Raw genomic sequence first — 25,360 nt, forward strand, 5'->3', positions numbered from 1 at the left:
CCTCTACAACATATGGGCCAGGAATTCGCGGCTGCGCGCCTGTTGCGGCGCGCGGAAGAATTCAGCCGAGGGCGCTTCTTCGATGATGCGGCCTTCGTCCATGAAGATGACGCGATGCGCCACTTCGCGCGCAAAGCCCATTTCGTGGGTGACGACCAGCATCGTCATGCGCTCGTCGGCCAGTTGCTTCATGGTGCGCAGCACTTCGCCCGTCAGTTCGGGGTCCAGCGCCGAGGTCGGTTCATCGAACAGCATGATGTCCGGTTCCATCGCCAGCGCGCGGGCGATTGCCACGCGCTGCTTCTGACCGCCCGACAGGCGCGTGGGATAGTTGTCGCGCTTGTTCAGCAAGCCCACCTTGCGCAGCAGTTCTTCCGCCTTGGGAATGATCTGCGCCTTGGACATGCCCTTGACGGTGATCGGCGCCTCGATGATGTTTTGCAGCACCGTCATGTGCGGGAACAGGTTGAACGACTGGAACACCATGCCCATCTTGCGACAGATGCGGCGCACGTCGGCGTCGCTGGCGTATTGGCTGCGCCCGCCGTCCACGGCTTGCGCCATCATTTCGCCTTCGACTTCGATACTGCCTTCGTCGATGGTTTCAAGGTGGTTCAGGCAACGCAGGAAGGTGCTTTTACCCGAGCCGGACGGCCCGATCACCGCCACCACCTCGCCCTGTCCAAGGGTCAGCGACACCTTGTCCAGCACGCGGTTGGCGCCGAACGACTTGATGATGCCGGTGGCCTGGATCATGACGGGGCGGCCGCCAGCCGCGCCCGCGTCTTGCAGCGGATTACTGGTCATATTTGGCATAGCGCTTTTCCATGTGCTGGAAGAACCACGTCAGGACAAGCGTCATGAGCAGATAGAAGGCCGCGGCCACCAGGAACGGGGTGGTGGTGAAATCGCGCTGCACGATCCCGCGCGCGGTGCGCAGGATGTCGTTGAGCGCCAGCACGTAGATCAGCGACGTGTCTTTGACCAGCGTGATGGTTTCGTTGCTCATGGGCGGCAGCACGCGCTGCACCATCTGCGGCAACACGATGCGGCGCAACGTTTGCAGATAGGTCATGCCCAGCACCTTGCTGCCTTCGTACTGGCCGCGATCCACCGACTGGATGCCCGCGCGGAAGATCTCGGCGAAGTACGCCGCGTAATTCAGCGCGAACGCCACGACGGCTGCCGGAAAGTCCGGCAGCCGCACGCCCACCACGGGCACGAAGGGCAGCGCGAAATAGATGAACAGCATCTGGAGCATGAGCGGCGTGCCGCGCATCAGCCAGATGTAGCCATTGACCAGATTACTGAGCAGCGGCCACTTCGAAATGCGCGCAAGCGCCAGCACCAGGCCCAGCGGAACTGCCAGGGCCAAGGTGATGAAAAACAGCGTCAAGGTCACTTTCGCGCCTTCCGCCATCGGCCCCAGCAGGGAGAGTACGTAGTCCATTTAAGAAAGTTCGCGCGCCGCTTACTTGATGATGTTGGCGCCGAACCACTGGGTGGCGATGCGGCCGGCGGTGCCGTCCTGCTTCATCGAATCCAGGGTCTTGTCCAGCTTGCCCAGCAATTCGGTGTCGTCCTTGCGCACGCCCACGCCGTAGTCTTCGGTGCCGAAGTTCTCGTCCAGCACGCGGTATTCGCCGGCGCGCTTGCTGATCAGGTAGCGGCCCACCACTTCGTCCACGACGATTGCGTCCAGGCGGCCAGCGGCCAGGTCCATCAGCGCGGTGACGTTGTCGCCGAACTTCTTCACTTCCTTGATCTGCGCGGCCACGGGGTCCTTGGCGATGGCGTCGGTGGCGCTGCTGCCGTCCTGCGCGCCGACCGTCTTGCCGGCCAGGTCGTTCTTGACCTTCACGGGCGAGGCGGTGCCCACGATGATGATCTGGTGGTTGGCCATGTACGGCGCGGTGAAGCTGATGTTCTTCTTGCGCTCTTCGGTGATGGTCAGGCCGTTCCAGAGCACGTCGACGCGCTTGCCATTCAGCTCGGCTTCCTTGGCGCTCCAGTCGATGGGCTTGAATTCCACTTCGACGCCCAGGCGCTTGCTGGCTTCCTTGGCCATGTCGACGTCAAAACCGACGATCTGGTTGCTGGCGTCGCGAAAGCCCATGGGCGGAAAGTTGTCATCCAGGCCCACCACCACTTTCTTGGCCATCGCGGGCGCCTGGGCGCCAGCCGTCGGCTTGGCGTCGTCGCTGGGGCCGCAGGCGGTCAGCATCGTGGTTGCGGACACGAGGAAAACAGCAGTCAGTTTTTTCATGGTTATGGTTGCGCCAAGCGCGAGAATAAGAATGCCAAAATGGCTGGCCGGTCAGCCGCGAGCCGCCATTTTAGCGTTACTGCACAAGCGTGCCGGAAAGGGCCAAGGGCGGCGGCCCGGGGTTCTAAGCCCCGCCGCTCGCAAGGCGCGGGGGCCGCCATGCTAGGCTTGGCCGCTATCCCGGCATCGACAAGCGGAAACTGGCATGGAATTGAACATCAAGGACAACGGCGGCCGCCTGATCGGCGTGGCCAAGGTAAAAACAGGCAGCGGCGCGGTGATGGAAGGCGGGTTTACGCCGGCCCCCCACTTCGACACCTACGCCGCGCTGTTCGCCGCGCGCGAAGCGGCGGCGAACGCCTCGTCGGCTGACCAGGCCGAGCGCTTGCAGCGCGACATCGACGGCCATGGCTTCATCGCGCAAGGCCCCCTGCCCTTGCCGGGCACGACGCCCGTGGAGCAACTGCGCATCGCGGGCGACCGAATCCGCTTTGTGCTGCAAGCGCCGGCCAGCACGAAGGCAGGCGCATGACGGGCGCTTTCCGAATCGGTCCCCTGGTATTTCCCAGCGAACTGCTGGTGTTGATCGCCGCCGGCGTCGTGGGTCTGATCGCCGCGCGCCTGCTGGGCCGCCAGGAAGGCGACGCCGCCCGCCTGGGCACCGTCTTGTGGCGCGCCTTGATCATCGGGCTCGTCGCCGCCCGGCTGAGTTTCGTCTGGCGTTACCGCGACAGCTACCTGCCAGATCCGATCAAGATCCTGGACCTGCGCGACGGTGGCTGGAACGGCTTGTTCGGTCTGGCGGCCGTCTGGCTCTATGCAATGGTCGCGCTGCTGCGGCGGCACGCGCCGCGCGCGGCCTTGCTGGGCGCGTTGCTGCTGGCCAGCGCAACATGGCTGGGCTTTGGCCGCTGGGTGACGCCGTCCGAGAGGCCCGTGCCCGAGTTGGCGTCCTTGTCCGTGCACGACATGAATGGCGCGGCGACCCAGCTGTCGGACTTTCGCGGCAAGCCCGTGGTCATCAACCTGTGGGCCAGTTGGTGTCCGCCCTGCCGCCGCGAGATGCCCGCGTTCGCCGGCGCGCAGGCCGCCAATCCGGACATCCACTTCGTGTTTCTGAACCAGGGCGAAGCCAAGGCCACGGTGTCCCAATTCCTGAAAGAGCATGCGCCCGACTTGCACAACGTGCTGATTGATCCCGCCAGCGAGGCGTCGCGCCAATTCAGCAATCGCGGCCTGCCGGCCACCTTGTTCCTGGATGCAGAGGGCCGGCTGATCGACCTGCGCGTGGGCGAGCTGTCTTCGGCCACATTGGAGCAGCGGCTGGAGGCGATACGCTCACCCAGCGCGGCCGAGGGCAAGGCCGCCCACGGGGCCGAGTAGTCCGCCTGCGCGGCCGCCCTCAGTCGGGCAGCCGCGTCGCCCAAGGCAACACGCGATCATGCATCGTGCGTTCGAACAAACGCAGGCGTTCGCCGGCTTGCCTGGGGGTGTCTTGCAGCCGCAGCACCAGCACCGGCCCGTCGGGCAAGGCCCGCGCGGTTCCGATGATCGCCACGTCGGCGTCCTTGTCGGGCATCTGCGTCCAGGCCAGCAGTTCCGCTTCATCCACCGCTACCGTGTCCGCCTGATCGTGACCGCAAGCCGGACACCACAGCCGGGCGGGATAGACGCGATGGCCGCAAGCGCGGCATTGAAATACATGCAGGCTCATGCCGCCTCCCGTGTCAGCACGGCCGCGTTGGCGCACATGCCATAGCGCAGTTGCACCATGCCGTAACCCGTGACCACGCCATGCCGCGCGTCCTGCACTTGACGCGCGCCCGCCTGACCCAGCAGTTGCCGCGCCACCTCGACCAGCCCATGCATGCCGCCCGCCGTGCCCGCCTGGCCGGCCGACAGCTGACCGCCTGCCGTATTCACGGGCAGCTCGTGCGTGGCGATCCGGCGGGCGATGAAGTCCGGCAGATCGCGGTCGCTGGCGAACCCCAGGTCGCACAGCTGCGCCAGCGCCATCGCCGGATAATCGTCGTACACGCTGATGACATCCATGTCTTCGGGGCCCAGCGCCGCCTGCCGCCACAGCTCGTCCGCCACCTCGGCCACGCCGGTACTCAGCCCGTCGCCTTCCTGCTGGTCGTGGTTGTAGCGCGCGCCGCTGGCCACGAGCCGCACGTGCACGCCCTGCGGCCGCGCCTGCAAGACCAGCGCAGAGGCCCCGCTGACCACGGGCACGCAATCGAGCCGGCCCAAGGGCGGCGCGACGATGGGCGCGTCCAGGTATTGGTCCAGCGTCAGCGGCTGACGGTACGCGGCGTTGGGATTGTTGGCCGCCCACGCGCGCTGCGCGACGCACAAGGCGCCATAGTCTTCGCGCCGCAGGCCCGTGTGCGCCATCTGGCGCTGGGTCAGCATGGCGAACAACGGATTGGGCCCGACGCAGCCCAGCGGGCTGAGCGTTTCCTGCGCGCTGCGGTTGTAGCCGCGCACCAACTGCGCGAAGTCCGCCCCCGTGAAGTGGTCGCCTGACACCAGCACGATGGTTTGCGCTTGCCCGGCTTGCAGCGCCAGCCATGCCTGACGCAGCAGGTTGATGGCGCTGGCGCCGCCCAGTTCATCCTGCATGCACCAATTGAGCCGCAGCCCCAACTGCCAGGCAAGGTCTATGGCGCGGTCGGGCCGCAGCGTGAACGAGGCCACGCCCAGCCCGTCGACCTGCGCGGCGTTAAGGCCGGCGCGGCGCAGCGCTTCGCCCACCGCCTGCGCCATCAGGCCCGCCGTGCTGCAAGACGCGTCGGGATGGCGCAGCGCGAGGGTTTCGCCGACGGAAACGATGCCGGGACGCAAACCCGGGGCGGCCGTCATTCGTCGTTCTGCCGAGGCGGTTCACGGGTCAAGAGCAGCGTCACCACCGTGATGGCCGCCATGCCCACCAGAAACCACGCGACCGGCGTGGCCGATTCATACTTGCGCAGCAGCGCCATGGCGATCAAGGGCGACAGGCCGCCCGCGAACACCGAGGCCAGTTCGTGACCCAGCGCCAAGCCGGTATAGCGGACCTCGGCCGGAAACAGCTCGGCGAAATAGGCCGGCTGCGTGCCGATCATGGCGGCGTGGCACACCGTATTGCCCAGGAAAAACGCCAGGAAGATCCACAGCGGCTCCTTGGTCTGCACCATCCAGAAGAACGGAAACGCCACCAGCACCAGCCCCACCGAGCCGATCAGGTACACCGCGCGCCGCCCGATCCGGTCGGACAGATGGCCGAACCACACCAGCGTGCCCAGCTCGATGAACATGGACGCCAGCACCCCGCCCAGCATCACGTCGTTGGAAATACCCAGGAATTTTCCGTACGCCAGCGCAAACGCCAGGAAGATGTACGAGCCGCCGTTTTCCGCCACGCGCAGGCCCATCGCGGTAAGCACCTGGCGCGGATAGCGGCGAAACACTTCGACGGCCGGCATGCCGCGCTTGGCCGTCTTCTTGGCCTGTACGAATTCCTCGCTCTCGGGAATATGCTTGCGTATATAGAGCCCCACGCCGAAGATCAACACGCTCAACAGGAATGGCAAACGCCAGCCCCAGCTCATGAACTGTTCCTGCGGCAGTTGCTGCGCCAGCATGAAGATGCCCGACGACAGCACGAAGCCGCCCGCCACGCCCAGTTGGCTGAAGGACGAAAAGTAGCCCCGCCGCTTGCCGTCCACCGCTTCGCTGATGAGCAGCACGCCGCCACCCCACTCGCCGCCCGCCGCCGCGCCCTGCAAGACGCGCAACACCACCATTGCCACCGGCGCCCAGACGCCGATCTGCTCGTAAGTGGGAAGCAGGCCGATCAGGAACGTGGCCGCGCCCATCAGGCCAAGCGTCCATTCCAGCGCCAGCTTGCGGCCATAGCGGTCGCCGATGTGGCCGAAGATCACGCCGCCCAGCGGCCGCGCCAGAAAGCCCACGGCAAAGCCCGCGAACGCGCCCATGGTGCCCAGCAGCGGGTCCGTGCCCTTGGGAAAGAACAGCTCGCCGAACACCAGCGCGGCGGCCGTGCCGTAGATGAAAAAGTCGTACCACTCCATCGCGTTGCCGGCGACGGAGGCCGCTACGACACGCCGGGTCCGCTTGCGCTTTGCCTCGTCTTCGGCGGACAACGCCGCCCCCTTGTATGCCATCGTCATTGCCGCCCCTTGGATTTTTGAATGGATCAATGGCGCATCAGCGCGCCACGCGATAGCCGGCGGCGTCCCTGTCCCAGGTGTCGCCGGTGATACCTTCCTGCCGCAACTGGAATTTGCGGACCTTGCCGTTCTCGGTGCGCGGCAGATCGTCCAGCACGCGCAGATAGCGCGGCACGGCGAAATACGGCATGCGGGGCTGGCAGAAATCAAGCAGGGCCTCGGGCGTAAGCGCAGGGCCGGCCTTGTAGACCAGCGCGGCCATCACTTCGTCCTCGGCCAATTCGGAGCGCACCGCGTACACCGCCACCGTGGCCACGGCGGGATGCGACTGCAACACCTGCTCCACTTCGTACGAAGAAATGTTTTCGCCGCGACGGCGGATCGCGTCTTTCATGCGGTCCAGAAATCGGAAATAGCCGTCGGCGTCGCGCAGCACGCGGTCACCGGTGTGGAACCAGAGGTTGCGCCAGGCTTGCACCGTCTGCTCGGGCATGCCGAAATACCCCGTGGCAATCGCAAAGGGCGGCCGGGCGCGCAGCAGCAATTCACCCGCCACGCCGTCCGGCACGGGCGCATCGTGCTCATCGGCGACGATGGCCTCGAACTCGGGCGCGACGCGGCCCATCGTGCCGGGGCGCTGATCGGCCAGCACGCCGCCCAGCGCGAAATTGGTTTCGGTGGACCCGTAGCCTTCCAGCAGCGCAATGCCCGTGCGCTCGGCAAAGACGCCATGAAAGCGTTCCGGCACGCCGGGCGCCAGCGCAATGCGGGTCCGGTGGCCGCGTTCGGACGGCCGGACATCGTGCGCCAGCAGCATCGGCACCATCGCGCCCAACAGATAGGTCACCGTGGCGCCCGTGGCTTGCAGGCGATCGAAATAGCGGCTTGCCGTGAATCGTTCGTCGCAGATGATGGATGCGCCGGTGACCAGCGCCTGGAAGCACGCGTTCAGCGCATTCGTGTGGAATAGCGGCAGGCTGGTGTAGAGCACGTCGGCGTCTGAAATCTCCAGATTGCGCGCGGCGATCTTGCCCCACCAATAGAACTGCGCGTGCGGGCAGCACACACCCTTGGAAGGCCCCGAGGTGCCCGAGGTGTACAGAATGGCCAGCATGTCGCCCGGCTGGATGGCGGCGGCGGGCAACGGCGGTGTATCGGCTTGCGGGGGCAGCGGCGGCGCGCTGGCGGGCACGGGCAGTTGGCACTCGGGGTCGGCCGCATCCAGCAGCCAGATCGCGCGCAGGGCCAAGGGAGCGTCCTGCGGCAAGGACGCCAGGGCGGCGATGGCCGGACAGCTCGCCGCATCCGCCACCAGCAGCACGCAGCCGCTGTTGCCCAGCATGTGCCGCAACTGCATGCCGCGCGACGCGGTGTTGATCGGCACCACCACCGCGCCCAACCAGCCGCAGCCCAATACGACGGACAGGAACTCAAGACGGTTGCCCGCCATCAGGCCCACGCGATCGCCTTGCCGGATGCCTGCCTCGGCCAGCCGCGCGGCCCAGTCGGCCGCGTGCGCCGGCGCATCGCCAAAGCGCAGTTCACCGCCCGGCGCCTGCACCCATGGACGATCGCCCAGGCAGTCCGCCTGTTCGCTCAACAACGACGGTAATGTCAACGCATGCATGACCACGTTTCCCCGGTTGTATTTGTGTATTCGCGCGGCAGTGCCGAAGCAAGGCGCGGCCGACGTGAAATTAGTCTAGGAATCAACTATTTATGTGTCAAATTTATGGCTATTATTTATCTTATAAATACGACTGATATCAGGGGCATGCGTGGACCTGGACTTGAATCTCATGCGGGTTTTCCTGACCGTGCTGCACGAACGCAGCGTGACCCGCGCGGCGCAACGCCTGAACCTGACCCAGCCGGCCGTCAGCTACGCGCTGGCCCGCCTGCGCGAGCAATTCGACGACCCGCTGTTCGTGCGCACCGCCACCGGCATGCAGCCCACGCCGGTGGCTTTTACGCTGGCGGATCCGATCGAACGGGGCATGAACAGCTTTGCCGAAGCCCTCAGCCTGCGGCAGCAATTCACGCCGTCCACCAGCACTCGCCGGTTTCGGCTGTCCATGTCGGATATCGGTGAAATGGTGTTCCTGCCGCCACTGATGGAACGCGTGCACGCCTTGGCCCCGCGCCTGCGGGTCGAGGTGCTGGAGGTTGCGCTGGAGCAGTTGCCCGAGGCCTTGAAAGACGGCCACATCGACCTGGCGATCGGCAACCTTGCCGGACTGGCGCGCCATACCTGCCATGCCGATCTGTTCAGCGAACGCTATGCCTGCATGGGGCGGCGCGGCCATCCCGTGTTGTCGGCCGGCTTGACGCGCGGCCAATTCAAGCGGCTGGACCACATCCTGGTGGCCTCGCGCGCCAGCGCGCACCGGCTGCTGGACGACGTGCTGGGCGAAGCGGGCCTGCTGCGCCAGCCTTACCTGACCTTGCCGCATTTCTCGGCCGCCGCCGAGATCGTGCGACGCACCGATCTGACGGTGACGCTGCCGTATCGCGCGGCGATCTGGTTCAACCGCGACAACGCCTTTGAGATTCGCCCGCTGCCCATCGCGCTGCCGCCGTTGTCGGTGACGGTGCATTGGCACGCCCGCTTCGAAAGCGACCCGGGCACGATGTGGCTGCGGCGCCAGGTAGAGGCCACGCTGGCCGATTCGGCGCCAGCGTAATTTGATCGATATGCGCAACAGACTTGGGCAAACCGAGGGATAGCTTGGTGCAAGGCGCGCCTCTAGACTGGCCTCCGTCTCTTTACCCTGACTATTCTGCCGAGCCGCCATGCGCCCCTACTCTGCCGTCCTCCGCCTGCTGTCCACCGCCGCACTGACGCTGGCGATGCTGCCCAGCGCCCCCGCCCACGCCGCTGGCGCCGCGCTGACTCTCAACCATTTCAACCCCGGCAAGGACGGCCTTTTCCCGGTCTCGTCGGTGCTGGTCAGCGGCCAGCGCGAGGCCATCCTGATCGATGCGCAGTTTGGAAAATCGCAGGCGGAAAAGGTCGTGCAAATGGTGCGCGACAGCGGCAAGACGCTGACCACGATCTATATCAGCCAAGGCGATCCCGACTTTTATTTCGGCCTGGACACCGTGGTGGCCGCCTTCCCGGACGCGCGCGTCGTGGCAACGGAACCGACCGTGCGCCACATCAAGGAAACCGTGGACGGCAAGCTGGCATTCTGGGGTCCGAAGCTGGGCGCGGACGCCCCTGCCCGCGCCGTCATTCCGCAGGTACTGGACGGCAGCACGCTGACGCTGGAAGGCCAGCCCTTGCAGATCACGGGCCTGGACGGTCCGCGGCCGGACCGCAGCTTTGTGTGGATTCCGTCGTTGAAGGCGGTGGTGGGAGGCGTCGTGGTGTCCGGCAACCTGCATGTGTGGATGGCCGACTCGCAGACGCCGCAATCGCACGCCGACTGGCTGGCGACCCTGGCGCGCATCGACGCGCTACACCCCGTGACCGTCATTCCCGGCCATTACGCGCCCGGCGCGCCGCTGACGCTTGCCTCGGTTGCGCACACTCGCGACTACATCCGGGCCTTTGACGAACAAACCGCCCTGGCCGCCGACAGCGCCGCGCTGATCTCGGCGATGAAGGCGCGCTACCCGCAGGCGGGCGGCGTGGCCTCGCTGGAACTGAGCGCCAAGGTGGCCAAGGGCGAAATGAAGTGGTGAGGACGTAGGCTGCGGACGTGGGCTACTGACGTTGCCTACGCCCCCCGTCAGCCCATCGCAGCCAGCATCAGATCCAGGTTCTGCACGGCCGCGCCGGATGCGCCCTTGCCCAGGTTGTCGAACACGGCCGTCAGCAGCACCTGCCCGTGCTGCGCATTGCCATAGACGGCCAGCCGCAGGTCGTTGGTGCCGTTAAGCGCCTGCGGATCCAGATGCGTATGCGTGGCGGCGTCCTGCGTCGCCACCACCTGCACGTGCGTCGTTCCCGCGTACTGCTGTTGCAGGGCGTCGTGCAATTGCTGGCTGGTCACCCCGGCCGGCAGCAGGCGCAGTTCCAACGCAACCGTCAAGACGATGCCCTGGCGGAACGCGCCGTAGGCCGGCACGAACACGGGCCGCTGCGTCAGCCCGGCATGCATTTCGATTTCGGGCGTGTGCTTATGCGCCAGACCCAGGCCGTATAGCTGAAACGCCGGGCCTTGCGGGCCGTCCGCGCTTTCATACGCGTCCACGCTGGCGCGGCCGCCGCCGGAATAGCCGGACACGGCGTGCACCACGGCCGGATAGTCGGCGGGCACCAGCCCCGCCTGGATCAACGGACGCAGCAAGGCGATGGCGCCCGTGGGATAGCAGCCGGGGTTGCTGACACGCTTGGCCTGCGCGATGGCTTCGGCCTGCCCCGCGCGCATTTCCGGAAAGCCATAGACCCAACCCGGCGTCGTGCGATGCGCCGAGCTGGCGTCGATGACGCGCACCGCAGGATTGACCACCGAGGCCGCGGCCTGGCGGGCGGGTTCGTCCGGCAGGCAAAGAATGGCGACGTCGCAGGCATTGATGGCCTCGGCTCGGCGCACCGGGTCTTTGCGCTCGGCGGCGGGCAACGTCAGCAGCCGCAGGTCGGTACGGCCATTGAGGCGTTCATGGATTTGCAGACCGGTCGTGCCTTGGTCGCCGTCGATGAAGACGAGGGGGTGGGTCATGGCTGCTCCGTCAGTAAAGGAGGTGGGATCAGGATGTCGCCCACATCATCGACCGCATCCGAGCATAAGAAAAGTCGAATATCATGATCGTCAAATTCATCTTTCCTGAACGATCTTCCCATGCGTGAAATCAGCCTTGACCGCTTGCGCACCCTGGTCGCCATCGCCGACCTGGGCTCGTTCGCCGATGCCGCCCGAGCCTTGCATCTGGCGCCCCCCACCGTCAGCCTGCACGTGGCGGATCTGGAAGCCCGCATCGGCGCGCCGTTGCTCACGCGCAAGCGCGGACAGGTGCGGCCCACCACCATCGGCGAGACCTTGCTGGAACGCGCGCGCCGCCTGCTGGCCGAAGCCGATCAGGCGCTGGATGACGTGCAGCGCCAGGTGCAGGGCCTGTCCGGCCGAGTACGGCTGGGCGCGTCGACCGGCGCCATCGCGCATCTGTTGCCGCAAGCGCTGGAAACCCTGGGCCGCCATCATCCGGGCATCGACGTGCAGGTGGCGGTGCTGACTTCGCAGGAGACCCTGCAACGGCTCAATGAAGGCACGCTGGACGTGGGGCTGGTGGCGCTGCCCCAACCGCCTATCGATGGGTTGCTGATCAAACCGTGGCGGCGCGATCCGGTGATGGCCTTCATGCCCGCCAGCTGGGAGGCGCCCGCGCGCGTGACGCCGGCGTGGCTGGCCACCCGGCCCTTGATCCTGAACGACACCACGACGCGGCTGTCGCGCCAGACGGCCGAATGGTTTGCCGCCGCCGGCTTGAATCCGCGCGCGCGCATCCAGCTCAATTACAACGACGCCATCAAGAGCTTGGTCGCGGCCGGCTACGGCGCCACGCTGCTGCCGCACGAAGCCACCGCGCCGCAGGCGGACGCACGCATCATCATGCGCGCGTTGCGCCCGGCGCTCTGGCGGCCGTTGGGCATCGCGCATCGCGCGGAAAAAGTCGAGCGCTCAACGCAGCACGTGCTGGACGTGCTGTGGCAACTGCGGGCCACGCGCGCTGCGTGAACGAGCTGGCGTCCGCACGCTCGCCGCGTAGACAAGTTTGTGCCAGGACGCGCGCAGCCCGATCCGGCTGGCGCCAGGATGCGCGCCACGTAAGCAAGGAAGGCGGATTTGATTTCGATCAATCGTATCGTGTAACGATATATATTAGAATTGCGCTGTGAAAACGTCTCCGTCCCCCACTCCCTTGTCTCCCGCCGACTACGAACTGTTGGCCGACTTTCGCTATGCGCTGCGCACATTCGCCGCATTTAGCGAAAGCGCCGCCGCAGAGCAGGCTCTGACGCCGCAGCAACATCAGACCTTGCTGGCCATCAAAGGCACGCGCAAGAGCGCGCCCGACCGGCGCGGTTTGTATGTGGGCGAAATCGCCGACCGCCTGCTGATCCGTCCGCATACGGCGGCGGAATTGGTAGGCCGGCTGGCGCGGCTGGACCTGGTCAGCCGCGAGGCGGATCCCGAAGATGGCCGCCGCGTCGAAGTCGTTCTGACCCCAAAAGCCGAACGCGTGCTGGAAAGCCTGTCCGCCTCGCACCTGGAAGAATTGCGCGCCATGCGGCCCTTGCTTGCCCGGCTGTTGACCCGCATCGGCGACGATCCGGTCTGAGGGGCGCCGCATAAGCTCATGACAGGGCCGCTCGCCGCCGCATGATAAATTGTCGCCCCGCGACATATTTTCAAGCGCGCGAGGAGATCGTTTTGGGTGTGGCATTAAAGCGCTGGCTGGGCTCGTTCGCGCCAGCGCCGGTGGGCGTCAACGGACGCGAGAAATTGATCGGCGTGCTGGGCGCGCTGATCGGCTTGTTTTGCACGGAATGGGTGGGGCGACATGCGCTGGGCGCGGCCAACCCGTGGTTTATCGCGCCCATGGGCGCATCGGCCGTGCTGCTGTTCGCCGCGCCCGCCAGTCCGCTGGCGCAACCCTGGTCCATCATGGCGGGCAATCTGGTGTCGGCCCTGATCGGCGTGTTCTGCGCGCAGATCATTCCGCTACCCGGCGTGGCCGCCGCCGTCGCGGTCGCCTTGTCCATCGGCGCCATGTTCAGCCTGCGCTGCCTGCATCCTCCCAGCGGCGCCGTGGCCCTGACGGCCGTGCTTGGCGGCCCTGCCGTCGCCAACCAGGGCTATGGCTTCGCGCTCTGGCCCGTGGGCCTCAATTCCCTGATCCTGCTGTGCATCGCCGTGGCGTTCAACGGCGCGTTCAAGCGCAACTACCCGCGCCGCCACGCCGACCCCGCGCAGAACCACCACACGCGCGACGCCGCGCCCAGCACGCGCCTGGGCTTCAGCCGGGCGGATCTGGACGACGCGCTGGCCCAGCGCGGCGAATTGCTGGACATCAGCAAGGAAGACCTGGAAGACATCGTGCTGGCCGCCGAGCTGCGCGCCAGCGTGCGCCGTTTTGGTGACGTGAGCTGCGCCGACATCATGTCCCGCGACGTCGTCACCGTGGACCAAAATGCGCCGCTGGACCACGCCATCCGCTTGCTGGACCGCCATCGGCTGCAAGCCTTGCCTGTGCTGGACGCGGCGGGCCGCTACGCGGGCATGGTGTCGCAGGCCGACGTGCTGGCGCGCAACGCGCGTCCGCTGGCCGCGCTGCCGGACGGCACCGTCCCGCAGACGTTGCTGGTGGCCGATTGCCTGCGCAGCGAGGTGCCCTTCGCCACGCCCGGTCTGCCGGTGATCGAGCTGGCCCGTCCCATGTCGGACAGCGTGCATTGCGTGCCGGTACTGGACGCATCGCGCACGCTCTTGGGCCTGGTGACGCAGTCGGACCTGATCGCGGCGCTGTATCAGATGGCCGTGTCGGCCAGCTCGCAGGCCGACGCCGCCGGCAATGCGCCCCAGCGCGCCGCCTGACGCCTCCGTAGCCCTACGGATTCCGGCGCGCGCTTGCCGCAAGGCATAATTTCACGCGTGAATCCCCTATCGCGTCCGCGCGCCCTCCTCTGCTGGCTGGTCCTGTTCTGTCTGGGCGCGGCCTGGATTGCCCGCCAGGAATACCTGGACCAGCACGACCGCTTCTTTCAAAGCACCAGCATCGCCCAGCGCATGCTGAGTCAGAAGACCGTGCAGCACGAGGCCGTGCTGGCCACGCTGACGGCCTTGTCGCACCCGCCCACCCCCGAACGCCTGTACCCCAGCCTGCACCCGGCGATGCCGCAACTGCTGGGCCTGGGCTATCTGGCCGATGGCGCCTGGGCCGGCAGCCTGCCGCCGCCTTCGGATCTGTCCGCCGCCGTGACGCGCGCCGGGCAGTTGGGCAGACCGGTGACGCTGCCCGTGGACGACGCCCGTTACTGGCTGATCGCGCCGTCCAGCTGGAGCCTGCTGATCGATGCCCGCCAGTTGGTGCCCGCTGCCGACTTCCCGCCCGGCTTGAGCAACCTGAGCCTGCTGGTGGACAAACGCCCGCTGACGCTGCTGGACAAGCAGCCGCAGGACGCGCCCGGTCTGCCCATGGTGCTGCAAAAGCCGCTGGGCGCGGCCAGCCAGCCTTTCACGATGCACAGCAGCCGCACCCTGACCCCGTCCTGGTGGCCGTGGAAGGCGTGGCTGGCCTGGGCGCTCGCCAGCGCCCTGCTGGTGGCCGCCGCCGCCGCTTGGCAACGTTCACGCGCCGAAGCGCGCCGGCAGCAGGCAGAGGCACGTCTGGCCGCCATGGCGCGTCTTAGCACGCTGGGCGAAATGGCGGCCGGCATCGCGCACGAATTGAACCAGCCCCTGACCGCCATCCTGGCGCAGACGCGCGCCGCCGAGCGCATGCTGGACGACGAAGACGAACGCCCCGCCGTGCGCCACGCGCTCTTGGCCAGCGCCGAGCAGGCCAAGCGCGCGGCCGACATCATCAGCCGCATGCGAGCGCTGGTGCAGCCGCGTTCGCCCGCCCGGCGCGAAGCGCTGGATCCGGACGCGCTGGTCGCTTCGCTGCGCTTTCTGCGCGAAGCCGAACTGGCCCGGCAAGGCATCCGTCTGGCCTGGCGTAACGCCAGCCCCGGCGCGCGCCCGCTGGGCGACCGCGTGGCGCTGGAACAGATCCTGCACAACCTGGTGCAAAACGCCGCCGACGCCGTGGCCGCCACCGACGGCCCGCGCCTGATCCAGCTGGAAGGCCGGCTGGACGGCGACCAATACCGATTCAGCGTCAGCGACAGCGGCCCCGGCATCGCCACCGACGCGCTGCCGCGCCTGTTCACGCCGTTCTACACCACCCGCGCCGAAGGCATGGGGCTGGGGCTGGCCTTGTGCGAAACGCTGGCCGGGTCGATGGACGGCCGCATCGCCGCGCGCAATCTCAAACCCACGGGCGCCTGCTTCACCGTCAGCCTGCCTTGCAGCAAGGGCTCCGCATGAATCCTTCCCCCGCGCGCACAGTCCAGCATTCTCCGCTGGTGTATCTGGTGGACGACGACGACGCCGTGCGCGACGCGCTGGCGCTGCTGCTGCGCAGCGTCGGCCTGGCCAGCAGCGGCTTTGGCGATCCGCAGGCGTTCCTGTCGCAACTGCCCGCCAGCGCGATCGGCTGCGTCGTGCTGGACATCCGCATGCCCGGCATCAGCGGCCTGGACGTGCTCAGTCGGCTGGCAGAACAATCCGACCTGCCGGTCGTCATGCTGACCGGGCACGCCAACGTGGACCTGTGCCGTCGCGCCTTCAAGGGCGGCGCCATGGAATTCCTGCAAAAGCCGGTGGACGACGACGTGTTCCTGGATGCCGTGCAGGCCGCCGTGCGCACGCATATCGCCAGCCGCGAACGGCTGGCCGTAACGCAGGCCGCCGCCGATCGGCTGGCGCGCCTGTCCGGCCGCGAACACGACGTGCTGGAACGCATCGTGCGCGGCATGAGCAACAAGGAAATCGCGCGCGAATTCGATCTGTCTCCCCGCACCGTCGAAACGTACCGCGCCAACGTCTTTGCCAAGCTCGAAGCGGACTCGCTGGCGCAGTTGATCCGCCAGTACGCGACCCTGCTCGACTAGCGCCGCCCGCGCCCTCCGTAACGCTACGGAGGCGCGCGAGTAGTCGGGCGTATACCGCGCAAGCGGCGTTTTGGCCACACTGACTGCTCCTTCCAAACGCTATGAATTAAGGATGCAGACCATGAACCGGATCACGCTCGCCACCTTGTTGTCCACGCTGGCGTTCGCCGGCGCCGCCCACGCCGCCGTGCTGACGGAAAGCAACCTGTCGATGGCCGACGCTCAGAAGCTCGCCACCGCCACCGTCGCCGCCTGCCAGGCCAAGGGCTACAACGTCAGCGCCTCGGTCGTGGACCGCGCCGGCCTGCTCAAGGCCTTTGCCCGCGCCGACAATGCCGGCCCGCACACCATCGAGGCCAGCCGCGCCAAGGCGTTCACCGCCGTGTCGGCCAAGACGCCCACGCTGACCATGATGGAAAACGCGCAGAAGAATCCCGGCGCGGCCAACCTGACCGATATCCCGGGCTTTCTGCTGCTGGGTGGCGGCGTGCCGGTCAAGGCCGGCGGCAATGTGATCGGCGCCATCGGCGTGGCTGGCGCGCCGGGCGGCAACCTGGACGCCCAATGCGCCGACGCCGTCCTGGAAGAGAACGCGGCCATGTTCAAGTAAGCAGCGGCGGGCCGGGCCATCCAGGCCCGCCCGCTTCCGCGATTGGCGCGCGCGGCGCCAACAGGCTAGGCTTACGGCGCCCCTACCCAAAAAGCGCCGCTGACCGCCCCAGACCTTATGCCCCTGCCGCCGCGCCCCGCCTTGCTGGACGAAACGCTACGCATCGTCACCCGCCGTTATCAAGTGCCCGCCACCCCCAACGGGGATAGCGGACCGGCCTCGCGCCATTGCGCCACGCGCCTGGCCATCGCCATCGACCGCGCCCGCCAGGCGCTGGCGCTTGGCGTCACCCCCTCGGACTCGATCCAGCAGGACTTCATCGACGCCCTCGCCCAGCTGATCCATGAAGCCATGCGGCCGGATCACGGCGACCCCGCCATCCAGGCGATGGTGCTGCGCCATCAAGCCCCCCAGGTACGCGAATACGCCTCGCTGTCGGCCGACGCCGAAGCCGACCGCCGCGACGTCGTGGCGGCCGTCAATGCCATCGCCCATCCCGCGAAACTGGAACGCATGCAACCCGGCCCGCTGCGCGTGGCGCTGACCCAGCTTCAGGCAGCCGCGACCGCCGCGTCCTGGCAGGCGCTGTCCCAGGCCGCCGCGCGCCTGGCGGCCATGCCCGATGCGGACAACGACGCCGCCCGGTCGACCAGCCTGTCACGCAGCCTGACCCGCCTGCGCGAGGGTGCGGCGCTGGACCGCCTGAAGCGGCTGGATGACTTGGCGCTGGACCCGCAGGTGCGGCGCTACCAATCGCTATGGAACCGCAACGGCCCTCGCTCTGGCAGCCCGGACGCCGTCGCGCTAGGCGTGGCCGCCCAGCAGCGCGGTGCAGCCGTCGAGGCGCGCGCGGCGCATGCCCTGCAAGCCTTGGCAGACCGGCTCAACGAGGGGCCGGAAGGCGCTGACGCCTATCGCGTGGTGACCTCGATGCACGTACCGCCCGCGCTGCCGGGCGAAGCCGACCGCGCCAAGAGCGAATGGGACGCCGCCCTGTTGCGCCGCGCCGGCCCACCCCAAGCGCATCCGACCTGGGACGTCTGCCTGCTGGTCGAAGCCAAGGCCTCGGTGGATGCCGCCAGCACCGACTTCGCGCGCCTGTTGCGCGGGCTGGCGCGGCTGGCGCAGGCCGAGCCGGACGCCGTCTACCCGTTCCAGACGCATCAGGGCCTTGTACCGCTGCGTGGCGAGTCGCTTTGCGCCTTGCCCACGGACGGGCCTGAATTGGTCCATGCTGTGCTTTATTGCAGCGACGCGCCCGCCGACAACACGCCACGCCTGCTCAACGCCGCCAGCCGGATGCAGCTGCTGTCCGCGCCGGCAAGCGTGGCGTTCGCCAGCCAGCTTGCGTGCGGACGGCCCGCGGACACGCAGCTGCTGACGGCCGTTTGGCAGCAATTATTGACGTCGCCGCAATGGGCCGGCGTGCTGAATCAATATCCGCAGTTGCACCAGGTGCGCGCGCTGATGGTGCATGCCGACGACCTGTTGGCAGCCGCGCAACAGCCCATGATGTAACAGGGAACGCGCGTTTTTTTCCACGTAAAATCCCGCAGTCGGCAGCGCCGTGTCGGCATCATGCTGATACCTTGGGATGCACGTCGATCTCTACACCCTATATCTCCTAGTCATCGGGACGCTGCTCGCCAGCGCCGGCATGACCTATTGGGAATACCGGACCAACGCCAAACGCGGCCGGTCTTTGGGCCTGCTGGCAGCGGGCTTCGCCACCATCGCCGCCGGCTGTACCGTGACGCTGCTGCGCGGCTACCTGCCGGCCGCGGTGGGCCCCGGCTTAAGCAATCTGCTCATCCTTGGCGGTTACCTGCTTGTGCTGCAAGGCGTCGCGGCCTTCAACGACCGCCGCTACCGCGCCGGGCCAATCGCGCTGCTGATCGTCATGGCCCTGATCTGGATCGTCGCCGGCACGCGCTGGCAAGGCGTGGTCTGGAGCTACGTCAGCGCGGCGCCCATCGCCGCCGTGGCCGCGCTGACCGCTTGGGAAATGTGGCGCTGCGCGCCGCTGAAAGCGCTGGCCCCGCGCCGCTTCGTCGTCGCCATCACCGGCATTCATGCGCTGTTCTACGCGTTCAGGGCGCTGCTGCTGCCGGGGCTGGTCAGCCTGTATGGTGCGTCCGCGCAACTGGCGGCAAGCAACATCACCATGTACGAAGGCGTGCTGTATTCCGTCCTGCTGCCCATGGCGCTGCTCAAGCTGGTGCGTGAAGAAGCGCACGGCCAACTGGTGCGCGAATCGCAAACCGACTACCTGACCCGGCTGGGCAACCGCCGCTGGTTCTTCGAAGAGGGAGCCCGGCTGTTGCGGGCTCATGGCGCGCAAGGCCCGGTGGCCGTGCTGGCCTTCGACCTGGATCACTTCAAATCCATCAACGACCGGCATGGGCATCAGGCCGGCGACCAAGTGCTGAAGGTGTTTGCCGACATCGCGCAGGAAGTGGCCGGGCCGAACGTGCTGCTGGCGCGCATCGGTGGCGAAGAATTCGCCGCGCTGCTGATGGGCGACGCCGCGCGCCAGGCGCAATCGCTGGGCGAGTCGGTGGCGCGGCGATTTGCCGGCACCGCCTCCGAGCGCGCCGATCGCAGCGAGATTCGCGCCACGGTCAGCATCGGCCTCGCGCGTTTCGATGACAACGCGCCGCCGCTGGCTGACAGCCTGGCGGCAGCGGACCGCGCGCTGTATCGCGCCAAATCGCTGGGCGGCAACCGGTTGGAAGTGGCCTAGCCGCCCGACACCGCCCGCTTGGCTCGGGCGCCTACGCCGCCTTGCCGGCGATACCGTCCAGCGCGCGCACCGCGTCGGGCGGCAATTGCAGCGCGGCCGCCGCCAGGTTTTCGCGCAGATGCGCAACCGACGACGTGCCCGGTATGACGAGGATATTGGGCGAGCGTTGCAACAACCACGCGATCGCCACCTGCATCGGCGTCGCACCCAGGCGCTGGGCCACGTCCGTCAATGTCGCCGACTGCAAGGGGCTGAACCCGCCCAGCGGAAAATACGGCACGTAGGCGATGCCATCGGCGGCCAGCGTGTCGATCAGTTCGTCGTCATGCCGATGCGCCAGGTTGTATTGGTTCTGCACGCACACGATGTCGCACAAGCCACGCCCTTCCCGCACCTGCGCGGCCGTGACATTGCTCAGGCCGATGTGCCGCACCAGCCCGCGCTGCTGCATCCGCGCCAACGCCGCCAGCGGCTGCGCAATCGAGCCCTCTTCCGGGCCGTGCACGCCGAACATGATGCGCAGGTTGACGACCTCCAGCGCGTCCAGCCCCAGATTGCGCAGGTTGTCTTGCACCGCCTGCTCCAACTCGGCGTCGCTGTCCGCGCGTATCCACGAGGCGTCCTCGCCGCGCCGGGCGCCGATTTTGGTGACCAGCACCAGATCGTCGGGATACGGCGACAAGGCTTCGCGGATGATCCGGTTGGTGACGTGGGGGCCGTAGAAGTCGCTGGTGTCGATATGGTTCACGCCGCTGGCCACCGCCGCGCGCAGCACGGCCAACGCAGCGTCGTGGTCACGAGGCGGGCCGAACACGCCCGGCCCCGCCAGTTGCATCGCGCCATAGCCCAGGCGCTTGACCCGGCGTGAACCGAGTGCGTAGGTGTCTTCGTGCTGAATGGTCGGCATGCCGGATCTCCTGTCGAAACGAAAAGCTTATACCTTTCCGCCGCCCTGGATAATCAGGCAAGCCGATGCGCCATGCTGCGCCTTATCGGCCGTCCGCCAGCGCTTGTTCGCTCGCAGGAATCAGCTGGATATCGTCGCTGCCATCGCGTTCAAGCTGCGCCACCAACCCCAGTTCCCAGTCCAGATAGTCCCGAAACCCTGCGTCGCGCGCCGTCAGATCATCGAAGAGATACGGGCTGATGGCCTGATCGTCGTCGCCCGTCAGCACGCCCTCGGCGCCCGTCGCCAGCGCCAGCCCCTGCGCCTTCCACGCCCGCGTTCCGCCCAGCAGCGCCTGCACCGTGTGCTTGCCCTGCCACGCCAGCTCGGCCGCCACCACGCTAGCCAGCACGCCGTCCGACGAGGTCAGCACCACTGTGCGGCGTTCGTCCGGAGACAGGAATCGCGCCAGCCCGTCCGGCGCGGCAAACCGTGAGCCGGGCACGTGGCCGCGCTCGTACGCCACCCGCGATTCCACGTCGAAGACGATCGCCGCATCCGCATCCAGCGCGGCGCGCAGCGCCTGCGGCCGCACGCTGACCGCCTCGGGCCGGTGACGCAGCACGCGGCGCGGCTCGGGACCCGTTTGCAACGCAGCCAGCTCGGGCGGCCGATACAGGTACACCTCGACAGCCCCCAGCTGCGCGAGCCACGCACCCGTGGTCAGCGCACGCACGCCGTCCCAGTCGACCAGCACCACGCGCGCACGGCGCGTGGCCAAGTACTCGTCGGTGGCCTGCACCAGCTGGCCGCCCGGCGCCCAACGCCAACCTTCCAGATGGCCGGCTTCATATTCCTCACGCGTGCGCACGTCGAACTTGTACAGCGTGCGCGCGCCCTGCTCCGACTCGAATGCCTGCAAGCCTGCCGTATCGACATAGCTGATGCCAGCAAGCCGGGCGACCTCGCTGGCTTGCTGCCGCGCCGCATCCCGCGACGCCTGGCCGGGCTCGGGCAGATCGGCCTGACGCCCATAGGCAAGTTCCCGACCCGACAGCAGCCATTGCATCGTGCCATTGCGCAACGACGCGACGCGATTCGGAATGCCCGCGTCGATCAATGTCTGCGCGCCCACGATGCTACGCGTACGACCGGCGCAATTGACCACCACGAAGGTGTTCGGATCCGGCGCCAGTTCGCGAATGCGATAAACGAGTTCAGCGCCCGGCAGGCTATGCGAGAACGGCAACGTGAAGTGATGGAATTCTTCCGGCGTGCGGCTGTCCACCACCACGATGTCGTCACCGCGCGCGACACGTTCGTGCAGCTCGTCCACGTCGATCCACGGCGTATGTTTTTCGTGCTCGATGACTTCGCCAAAGGCCTTGCTGGGCACGTTGGTGCCTGAGAACAGCTCATACCCGGCGTCCGCCCAACCTGACGTACCACCCGCCAGCACGGACACGTTCGTCCAACCCAGCCGCGTCAGCTTGGCGGCGGCCTGATGGGCCAGCGATTCGTCGTCGTCCACCAGCACCACCGGCGTATCGCGGCGCGGCACGAGGCGGTCGGCCAGTAATTCAAGCCGCCACAACGGCGCGGGCACCGCGTGCAGCAGATGGCGCCGCGCATACCGGCCCGCCTCGCGCACGTCCAGCACGGCGATTTCAGCGTCGCTTTGCAACGCCTCTTGCAACGCTTGGGGCGACAGGCGCGCATGATAGATCGCGGCAGGCGGCGAGAACGTGCGGTACGTGCCGCCCGCCGTGCTCTCAAACACCACGCGCGCATGCAACCGGTCCAGCGCCAGCCCATAGAAATGCAGATGCGCGCCCGCCTCATCGCCCACCAGTTCGATGGTATGCACCTCGTGCGGCTCCAGCACGATGGATGCGCCCGGCCCGACATCCACGCGGCGCACGGGCGTCAGCGCGTCACGTGCAGGGTCTGTCGTCTGGGCGCGCGCATAGACTTCGTTGCGCTCATTGCCCTGCACGCCCGCGATGATGGCCCACGTCGTGTGATCGTGCGGCGGCTGGGCCTTGCCCGGCTCGCCCAACGACAGGTACAGCGCGTAGCCGCCATCCACGTCTTCCGACAAGCGGTAGATCGAGGCCGGCCGGTCCGGCAATAGCGTGAACGCGTCGGCGGGGAACAGGTCGCGCCGACGGCCCAGTGCTTCGAGCAACGCCGCAACAAAGGCCAACTGCGCAGGCGTGGCGCTCGCGGCGTCGGGGATGTGCTTGCGCGCGGCGGCGATGAATTCACGGACCGCCTGGGCTCGCTCGGTGTGATGGGAGAGTTTGGACGTGCTCATGGAATGACCTGCGCTATCGGATGAAAGGACGGATCAGGCTACGGGCACGGTGTTTACCCGGCAACGTACAAATGCGTCTATCGATATGCGGGCCGCGTCGCAAGCGGGCATGCGCAGCGCTTTCGGCGTGCCCTGAAAGGAAATATCAGAGAAGTTCTATAGACGCGCACTACGTTCCTTGCGCACTATGGCCGGTTGATCCGATCCGATCTTCGGGAGGGGCCAGCGCCATCGCACACGAATATCCATCGGTTCACTTTCACGCCCGCCAGCGGCGCGGCGTTCGACATTATTGATTTCACACTGGACAAGGCGCTTTCCGAGATTTATCGGCTCTGCCAGCGCAGCGGTAGCCGCCCGGGGCGAAGTTGATGTAGCGTTGACTACCGAAGTGGCCCATGTTCATGGATTACATTTCATCTCGAACCCCCGGCCTATCCGAATGCTCTGGTCTATTTTCGCGTCCAGGCGTTGGCGCGCGTTAGCGCCGGCAACTGAACCGCGCGGACGTTGCCGGCGGCTCTGTTGGATACCTTGCCTCATAACACCAATCAATATCTTCAAGGCTTGACATGCTCGACCCAACACAAATTCTGACCTATTCAGTGGCGCTAGCTATTGCCGCAATAATTCCCGGCCCCGGTATGGCGGCCCTGGTCGCGCGCAGCGTAAGCGGCGGCACGTTATCGGGTTTTTTCCTGCTGTTTGGATTGATCCTTGGAGACTTGACCTATCTGTCATTTGCTGTCTTTGGTCTGGCAATGATTGCCGAGCATTTCAACGCGCTGTTTCAACTGGTGCGTTGGGGGGCAGCGCTGTATCTCTGCTATCTGGCTTGGCAGTTCTGGTTCGCTGACCACCAGGCGATAGAAGTTGGCAAGCCCGCAAAAAGGAAGGAACTAGTGTCAGCGGCGATATCCGGGCTGACTATCACCCTGGGCAATCCAAAGACCATCGCGTTTTATCTGGCGCTCCTACCGCTGGCGATAAATCTGGACGCGATCTCGCTCCAGACCTGGGCAGTGGTGCTGGTACCCGTGGCCATTCTGGTGCTGCTCGCCGTCGGCGCGTTGTTTATCTTCGCCGCCGTGCGTATCCGGCACCTGCTCTCGGGTCAACGCGCTCAGAAGAAGTTGTTCCGGGGAGCCGCGACAATCATGGTGGCGGCAGCGGCGTCAATGCTGGTGCGTTGATTGGTTGCCATCAACATGCGGGCAGCGGTGATCGACCTTGCCCACTTGTCCCTGGTCGTCGAACTCAGCCCGTAGAAAATGATTCCCCAATACACACTGAAGCCGCGACTCCCCCCATGAAAAACCAAAGCCCGCACTACACTCCCTCCCCCTTCAACTCCCGCTCGACCACCGCGCGGGTCAACGTGGGTACGAACATTTCGATGAAGTCATAAGCGTACCCGCGCAACCACGCGCCACGGCGTATTGCCAGCCGGGTCAGGTTGATCTCGAAAAGATGGCGCGCGTCGATGGCGCCTAGCCGTGTATCGCGCTCGGCATCCCACGCGACGGCGGCGACGATGCCCACGCCGAGCTCCAACTCCACATAGGTCTTGATGACATCGGCGTCCATTGCGGTCATGACGATGTTGGGAGTGATGCCGGCGCGCGCGAAGGCCTCATCGATGTGCGCGCGGCCGGTGTAGCCCTGGCCATAGGTGATGATCGGATACCGCGACAATTGCGACAGGCTGATGCCGTCATGCTGGCTTTGCAGGGGGTGGCCGCGCGGCACGATGATGCTGTGGCTCCAGCGATAGCACGGCAGATTCAACAAGCCCGGGTAGTCGGCGACGGCCTCGGTCGCCACGCCGATATCGGCCTCGCCTTCCAGCAGCATTTCCGACACCTGCCTGGGCGAACCCTGGTGCATGTGCAGGACCACGTCGGGGTAGCGCTGACGAAACTCCTTGATGACGGGCGGCAACGCGTATCGCGCCTGGGAATGCGTGGCCGCGATCGACAGCACGCCCTGGCGGCTGTCGGCGTACTCCGCGCCCGCGTGCCGGATGTTGTCGGCGCATTGCAGGATCTGCTCGACCAGCGGCAGGATCAGCTTACCGGGTGGGGTCAGGCCGATCAGTCTTTTACCCGAACGCACGAAGATGTCGACGCCGACCTCCTCTTCCAGCTCGCGGATCTGCCGGCTGACGCCGGGTTGCGATGTATGCAGGCTTTCCGATACGTCGGTCAGGTTGAAGTCCTGCCGCACGGCCTCGCGCACGGAGCGCAGTTGCTGAAAATTCATCGCGCGCCCTCAGCCCAGGAAAGCCAGTTGATTGCCCGAGGGATCCTTGACGTACATCACGCGCGGGGACGCGTCCGGCAACGAACACACCGGAAAATGGCCTGCCTGGCGCAGACGCGCCAGGATCTCGTCATACGCGCGAGTCCGGATGGCCAGGTAGTCCGGTTTTACGCCCTGGCTGACCTCGTCCACCGGGGACAGCGACAAGGTCGCCGCGCCTAATGCGAAGAACAGGCGCTGGTCATCGCCGGCGGCCACTTCGTCCAGGCCGATCACGCGGTGGTAGAAGTCGCGCATGGCGTGCAGCCGGCGCGCCAGAAACGGAAGCTGTATCGAATCGATCGAAAGTATAGAAGTCATGCCCTGCCGCCTTCCGTGGAACAGGGCAAATTCTATTGCGCGGGAGTATCACCAGACAAAGAGGTTGTAATTGCTTCTAC

The 25,360-nt window shown here is 66.7% G+C and carries 25 protein-coding genes; 13 read left to right on the plus strand and 12 right to left on the minus strand.

What is annotated here, in order from left to right; translation table 11 throughout:
* Positions 1 to 3: 3 nt before the first annotated feature.
* The 3 genes from API01S_RS06245 to API01S_RS06255 are packed head-to-tail and all read right to left on the minus strand — an operon-like array spanning position 4 to position 2,266.
* Positions 4 to 756 (minus strand): amino acid ABC transporter ATP-binding protein, encoded by a 753-nt coding sequence (locus API01S_RS06245; protein ID WP_039884133.1) that lies wholly within the window; start codon positions 754 to 756, stop codon positions 4 to 6.
* A 40-nt stretch (positions 757 to 796) separates the two neighbouring features.
* Complete coding sequence (locus API01S_RS06250; RefSeq protein WP_006219374.1) at positions 797 to 1,450, minus strand: amino acid ABC transporter permease; 654 nt, start codon at positions 1,448 to 1,450, stop codon at positions 797 to 799.
* A 21-nt stretch (positions 1,451 to 1,471) separates the two neighbouring features.
* A complete protein-coding gene (locus API01S_RS06255) occupies positions 1,472 to 2,266 on the minus strand; it encodes an amino acid ABC transporter substrate-binding protein (RefSeq protein WP_061303667.1) in 795 nt (264 codons plus the stop codon).
* A gap of 205 nt (positions 2,267 to 2,471) precedes the next feature.
* Here API01S_RS06255 and API01S_RS06260 point away from each other — a divergent pair, with 205 nt between their 5' ends.
* Together API01S_RS06260 and API01S_RS06265 are read left to right on the plus strand one after the other, a co-directional pair.
* On the plus strand, positions 2,472 to 2,798 hold the full coding sequence (locus API01S_RS06260) for a hypothetical protein (RefSeq protein ID WP_061303669.1): 327 nt from the start codon (positions 2,472 to 2,474) through the stop codon (positions 2,796 to 2,798).
* On the plus strand, positions 2,795 to 3,649 hold the full coding sequence (locus API01S_RS06265) for a TlpA disulfide reductase family protein (RefSeq protein ID WP_061303671.1): 855 nt from the start codon (positions 2,795 to 2,797) through the stop codon (positions 3,647 to 3,649). The genes API01S_RS06260 and API01S_RS06265 overlap by 4 nt, the downstream gene beginning before the upstream one ends.
* Positions 3,650 to 3,668: 19 nt before the next feature.
* Here API01S_RS06265 and API01S_RS06270 read toward each other — a convergent pair whose 3' ends face one another.
* The 4 genes from API01S_RS06270 to API01S_RS06285 are packed head-to-tail and all read right to left on the minus strand — an operon-like array spanning position 3,669 to position 8,098.
* Complete coding sequence (locus API01S_RS06270) at positions 3,669 to 3,980, minus strand: zinc ribbon domain-containing protein (RefSeq protein ID WP_006219370.1); 312 nt, start codon at positions 3,978 to 3,980, stop codon at positions 3,669 to 3,671.
* The gene (locus API01S_RS06275) at positions 3,977 to 5,131 is read right to left on the minus strand and encodes a thiolase family protein (protein WP_061303673.1); all 1,155 of its coding nucleotides are present in this window, start codon (positions 5,129 to 5,131) and stop codon (positions 3,977 to 3,979) included. The genes API01S_RS06270 and API01S_RS06275 overlap by 4 nt, the downstream gene beginning before the upstream one ends.
* The gene (locus tag API01S_RS06280) at positions 5,128 to 6,441 is read right to left on the minus strand and encodes an MFS transporter (protein WP_006219368.1); all 1,314 of its coding nucleotides are present in this window, start codon (positions 6,439 to 6,441) and stop codon (positions 5,128 to 5,130) included. Before API01S_RS06280 ends, API01S_RS06275 begins: the two co-directional genes overlap by 4 nt.
* Positions 6,442 to 6,478: 37 nt before the next feature.
* Positions 6,479 to 8,098, minus strand: coding sequence for an ATP-dependent acyl-CoA ligase (locus API01S_RS06285; protein ID WP_255221294.1), 1,620 nt, complete (start codon positions 8,096 to 8,098; stop codon positions 6,479 to 6,481).
* Positions 8,099 to 8,219: 121 nt separating this feature from the next.
* Here API01S_RS06285 and API01S_RS06290 point away from each other — a divergent pair, with 121 nt between their 5' ends.
* On the plus strand, positions 8,220 to 9,125 hold the full coding sequence (locus API01S_RS06290) for a LysR family transcriptional regulator (RefSeq protein ID WP_006219366.1): 906 nt from the start codon (positions 8,220 to 8,222) through the stop codon (positions 9,123 to 9,125).
* Positions 9,126 to 9,234: 109 nt separating this feature from the next.
* Positions 9,235 to 10,128: an MBL fold metallo-hydrolase gene (locus API01S_RS06295; protein WP_061303679.1), complete on the plus strand. Its 894-nt coding sequence runs from the start codon at positions 9,235 to 9,237 to the stop codon at positions 10,126 to 10,128.
* Positions 10,129 to 10,175: 47 nt separating this feature from the next.
* Here API01S_RS06295 and argC read toward each other — a convergent pair whose 3' ends face one another.
* Positions 10,176 to 11,108 carry an N-acetyl-gamma-glutamyl-phosphate reductase gene (gene argC / locus API01S_RS06300; RefSeq protein ID WP_061303681.1) on the minus strand — a complete coding sequence of 311 codons (933 nt, stop codon included), beginning with the start codon at positions 11,106 to 11,108 and terminating at the stop codon, positions 10,176 to 10,178.
* Positions 11,109 to 11,228: 120 nt separating this feature from the next.
* Here argC and API01S_RS06305 point away from each other — a divergent pair, with 120 nt between their 5' ends.
* The 8 genes from API01S_RS06305 to API01S_RS06340 all read left to right on the plus strand — a co-directional run bounded on the left by API01S_RS06305 (position 11,229) and on the right by API01S_RS06340 (position 19,455).
* Complete coding sequence (locus API01S_RS06305; protein ID WP_061303684.1) at positions 11,229 to 12,122, plus strand: LysR family transcriptional regulator; 894 nt, start codon at positions 11,229 to 11,231, stop codon at positions 12,120 to 12,122.
* Between the two features lie 157 nt (positions 12,123 to 12,279).
* Entirely contained in the window at positions 12,280 to 12,726 is a 447-nt protein-coding gene (locus tag API01S_RS06310) for a MarR family winged helix-turn-helix transcriptional regulator (RefSeq protein WP_039883204.1), read from the plus strand.
* A 41-nt stretch (positions 12,727 to 12,767) separates the two neighbouring features.
* Positions 12,768 to 13,982 carry an HPP family protein gene (locus API01S_RS06315; protein WP_174544663.1) on the plus strand — a complete coding sequence of 405 codons (1,215 nt, stop codon included), beginning with the start codon at positions 12,768 to 12,770 and terminating at the stop codon, positions 13,980 to 13,982.
* Positions 13,983 to 14,039: 57 nt separating this feature from the next.
* Complete coding sequence (locus API01S_RS06320) at positions 14,040 to 15,476, plus strand: sensor histidine kinase (protein ID WP_061303688.1); 1,437 nt, start codon at positions 14,040 to 14,042, stop codon at positions 15,474 to 15,476.
* Entirely contained in the window at positions 15,473 to 16,102 is a 630-nt protein-coding gene (locus API01S_RS06325) for a response regulator transcription factor (protein ID WP_061303690.1), read from the plus strand. The genes API01S_RS06320 and API01S_RS06325 overlap by 4 nt, the downstream gene beginning before the upstream one ends.
* A gap of 121 nt (positions 16,103 to 16,223) precedes the next feature.
* Positions 16,224 to 16,712, plus strand: coding sequence for a GlcG/HbpS family heme-binding protein (locus API01S_RS06330; RefSeq protein WP_039884131.1), 489 nt, complete (start codon positions 16,224 to 16,226; stop codon positions 16,710 to 16,712).
* 117 nt (positions 16,713 to 16,829) lie between these two features.
* Positions 16,830 to 18,230, plus strand: a complete 1,401-nt coding sequence (locus tag API01S_RS06335; protein ID WP_061303692.1) for a hypothetical protein — start codon at positions 16,830 to 16,832, stop codon at positions 18,228 to 18,230.
* Between the two features lie 76 nt (positions 18,231 to 18,306).
* Complete coding sequence (locus API01S_RS06340; RefSeq protein WP_061303694.1) at positions 18,307 to 19,455, plus strand: GGDEF domain-containing protein; 1,149 nt, start codon at positions 18,307 to 18,309, stop codon at positions 19,453 to 19,455.
* A 31-nt stretch (positions 19,456 to 19,486) separates the two neighbouring features.
* Here the strand turns inward: API01S_RS06340 and API01S_RS06345 are convergent, their stop codons facing one another.
* Both API01S_RS06345 and API01S_RS06350 read right to left on the minus strand, forming a co-directional pair.
* Positions 19,487 to 20,362: an aldo/keto reductase family oxidoreductase gene (locus API01S_RS06345; RefSeq protein ID WP_061303696.1), complete on the minus strand. Its 876-nt coding sequence runs from the start codon at positions 20,360 to 20,362 to the stop codon at positions 19,487 to 19,489.
* 82 nt (positions 20,363 to 20,444) lie between these two features.
* A complete protein-coding gene (locus API01S_RS06350; protein ID WP_061303697.1) occupies positions 20,445 to 22,658 on the minus strand; it encodes a rhodanese-like domain-containing protein in 2,214 nt (737 codons plus the stop codon).
* Between the two features lie 572 nt (positions 22,659 to 23,230).
* On the opposite strand from API01S_RS06350, the gene API01S_RS06355 reads away from it, so the two are divergent.
* Positions 23,231 to 23,851, plus strand: a complete 621-nt coding sequence (locus API01S_RS06355) for a LysE family translocator (protein WP_061303699.1) — start codon at positions 23,231 to 23,233, stop codon at positions 23,849 to 23,851.
* 136 nt (positions 23,852 to 23,987) lie between these two features.
* Here the strand turns inward: API01S_RS06355 and API01S_RS06360 are convergent, their stop codons facing one another.
* Together API01S_RS06360 and API01S_RS06365 are read right to left on the minus strand one after the other, a co-directional pair.
* Positions 23,988 to 24,920, minus strand: coding sequence for a CysB family HTH-type transcriptional regulator (locus API01S_RS06360; RefSeq protein WP_006219352.1), 933 nt, complete (start codon positions 24,918 to 24,920; stop codon positions 23,988 to 23,990).
* Positions 24,921 to 24,929: 9 nt separating this feature from the next.
* A complete protein-coding gene (locus API01S_RS06365; RefSeq protein ID WP_061303701.1) occupies positions 24,930 to 25,280 on the minus strand; it encodes a VOC family protein in 351 nt (116 codons plus the stop codon).
* Between the last annotated feature and the right edge of the window lie 80 nt (positions 25,281 to 25,360).

Origin of the sequence: Achromobacter piechaudii NBRC 102461, from assembly GCF_001571245.1 — a bacterium.
Taxonomy (GTDB): Bacteria; Pseudomonadota; Gammaproteobacteria; order Burkholderiales; family Burkholderiaceae_B; genus Achromobacter; species Achromobacter piechaudii.

Bases quoted from the DNA above. Each gene is read 5' to 3' on its own strand.
- API01S_RS06260 (WP_061303669.1), top strand. From the start codon at position 2,472: ATGGAATTGAACATCAAGGACAACGGCGGCCGCCTGATCGGCGTGGCC.
- API01S_RS06330 (WP_039884131.1), top strand. From the start codon at position 16,224: ATGAACCGGATCACGCTCGCCACCTTGTTGTCCACGCTGGCGTTCGCC.
- API01S_RS06340 (WP_061303694.1), top strand. From the start codon at position 18,307: ATGCACGTCGATCTCTACACCCTATATCTCCTAGTCATCGGGACGCTG.
- API01S_RS06360 (WP_006219352.1), bottom strand. From the start codon at position 24,920: ATGAATTTTCAGCAACTGCGCTCCGTGCGCGAGGCCGTGCGGCAGGAC.
- API01S_RS06305 (WP_061303684.1), top strand. From the start codon at position 11,229: ATGCGTGAAATCAGCCTTGACCGCTTGCGCACCCTGGTCGCCATCGCC.
- API01S_RS06255 (WP_061303667.1), bottom strand. From the start codon at position 2,266: ATGAAAAAACTGACTGCTGTTTTCCTCGTGTCCGCAACCACGATGCTG.
- API01S_RS06245 (WP_039884133.1), bottom strand. From the start codon at position 756: ATGATCCAGGCCACCGGCATCATCAAGTCGTTCGGCGCCAACCGCGTG.
- API01S_RS06350 (WP_061303697.1), bottom strand. From the start codon at position 22,658: ATGAGCACGTCCAAACTCTCCCATCACACCGAGCGAGCCCAGGCGGTC.
- argC (WP_061303681.1), bottom strand. From the start codon at position 11,108: ATGACCCACCCCCTCGTCTTCATCGACGGCGACCAAGGCACGACCGGT.
- API01S_RS06280 (WP_006219368.1), bottom strand. From the start codon at position 6,441: ATGACGATGGCATACAAGGGGGCGGCGTTGTCCGCCGAAGACGAGGCA.
- API01S_RS06345 (WP_061303696.1), bottom strand. From the start codon at position 20,362: ATGCCGACCATTCAGCACGAAGACACCTACGCACTCGGTTCACGCCGG.
- API01S_RS06275 (WP_061303673.1), bottom strand. From the start codon at position 5,131: ATGACGGCCGCCCCGGGTTTGCGTCCCGGCATCGTTTCCGTCGGCGAA.
- API01S_RS06250 (WP_006219374.1), bottom strand. From the start codon at position 1,450: ATGGACTACGTACTCTCCCTGCTGGGGCCGATGGCGGAAGGCGCGAAA.
- API01S_RS06325 (WP_061303690.1), top strand. From the start codon at position 15,473: ATGAATCCTTCCCCCGCGCGCACAGTCCAGCATTCTCCGCTGGTGTAT.
- API01S_RS06270 (WP_006219370.1), bottom strand. From the start codon at position 3,980: ATGAGCCTGCATGTATTTCAATGCCGCGCTTGCGGCCATCGCGTCTAT.
- API01S_RS06355 (WP_061303699.1), top strand. From the start codon at position 23,231: ATGCTCGACCCAACACAAATTCTGACCTATTCAGTGGCGCTAGCTATT.
- API01S_RS06315 (WP_174544663.1), top strand. From the start codon at position 12,768: ATGATAAATTGTCGCCCCGCGACATATTTTCAAGCGCGCGAGGAGATC.
- API01S_RS06365 (WP_061303701.1), bottom strand. From the start codon at position 25,280: ATGACTTCTATACTTTCGATCGATTCGATACAGCTTCCGTTTCTGGCG.
- API01S_RS06295 (WP_061303679.1), top strand. From the start codon at position 9,235: ATGCGCCCCTACTCTGCCGTCCTCCGCCTGCTGTCCACCGCCGCACTG.
- API01S_RS06335 (WP_061303692.1), top strand. From the start codon at position 16,830: ATGCCCCTGCCGCCGCGCCCCGCCTTGCTGGACGAAACGCTACGCATC.
- API01S_RS06265 (WP_061303671.1), top strand. From the start codon at position 2,795: ATGACGGGCGCTTTCCGAATCGGTCCCCTGGTATTTCCCAGCGAACTG.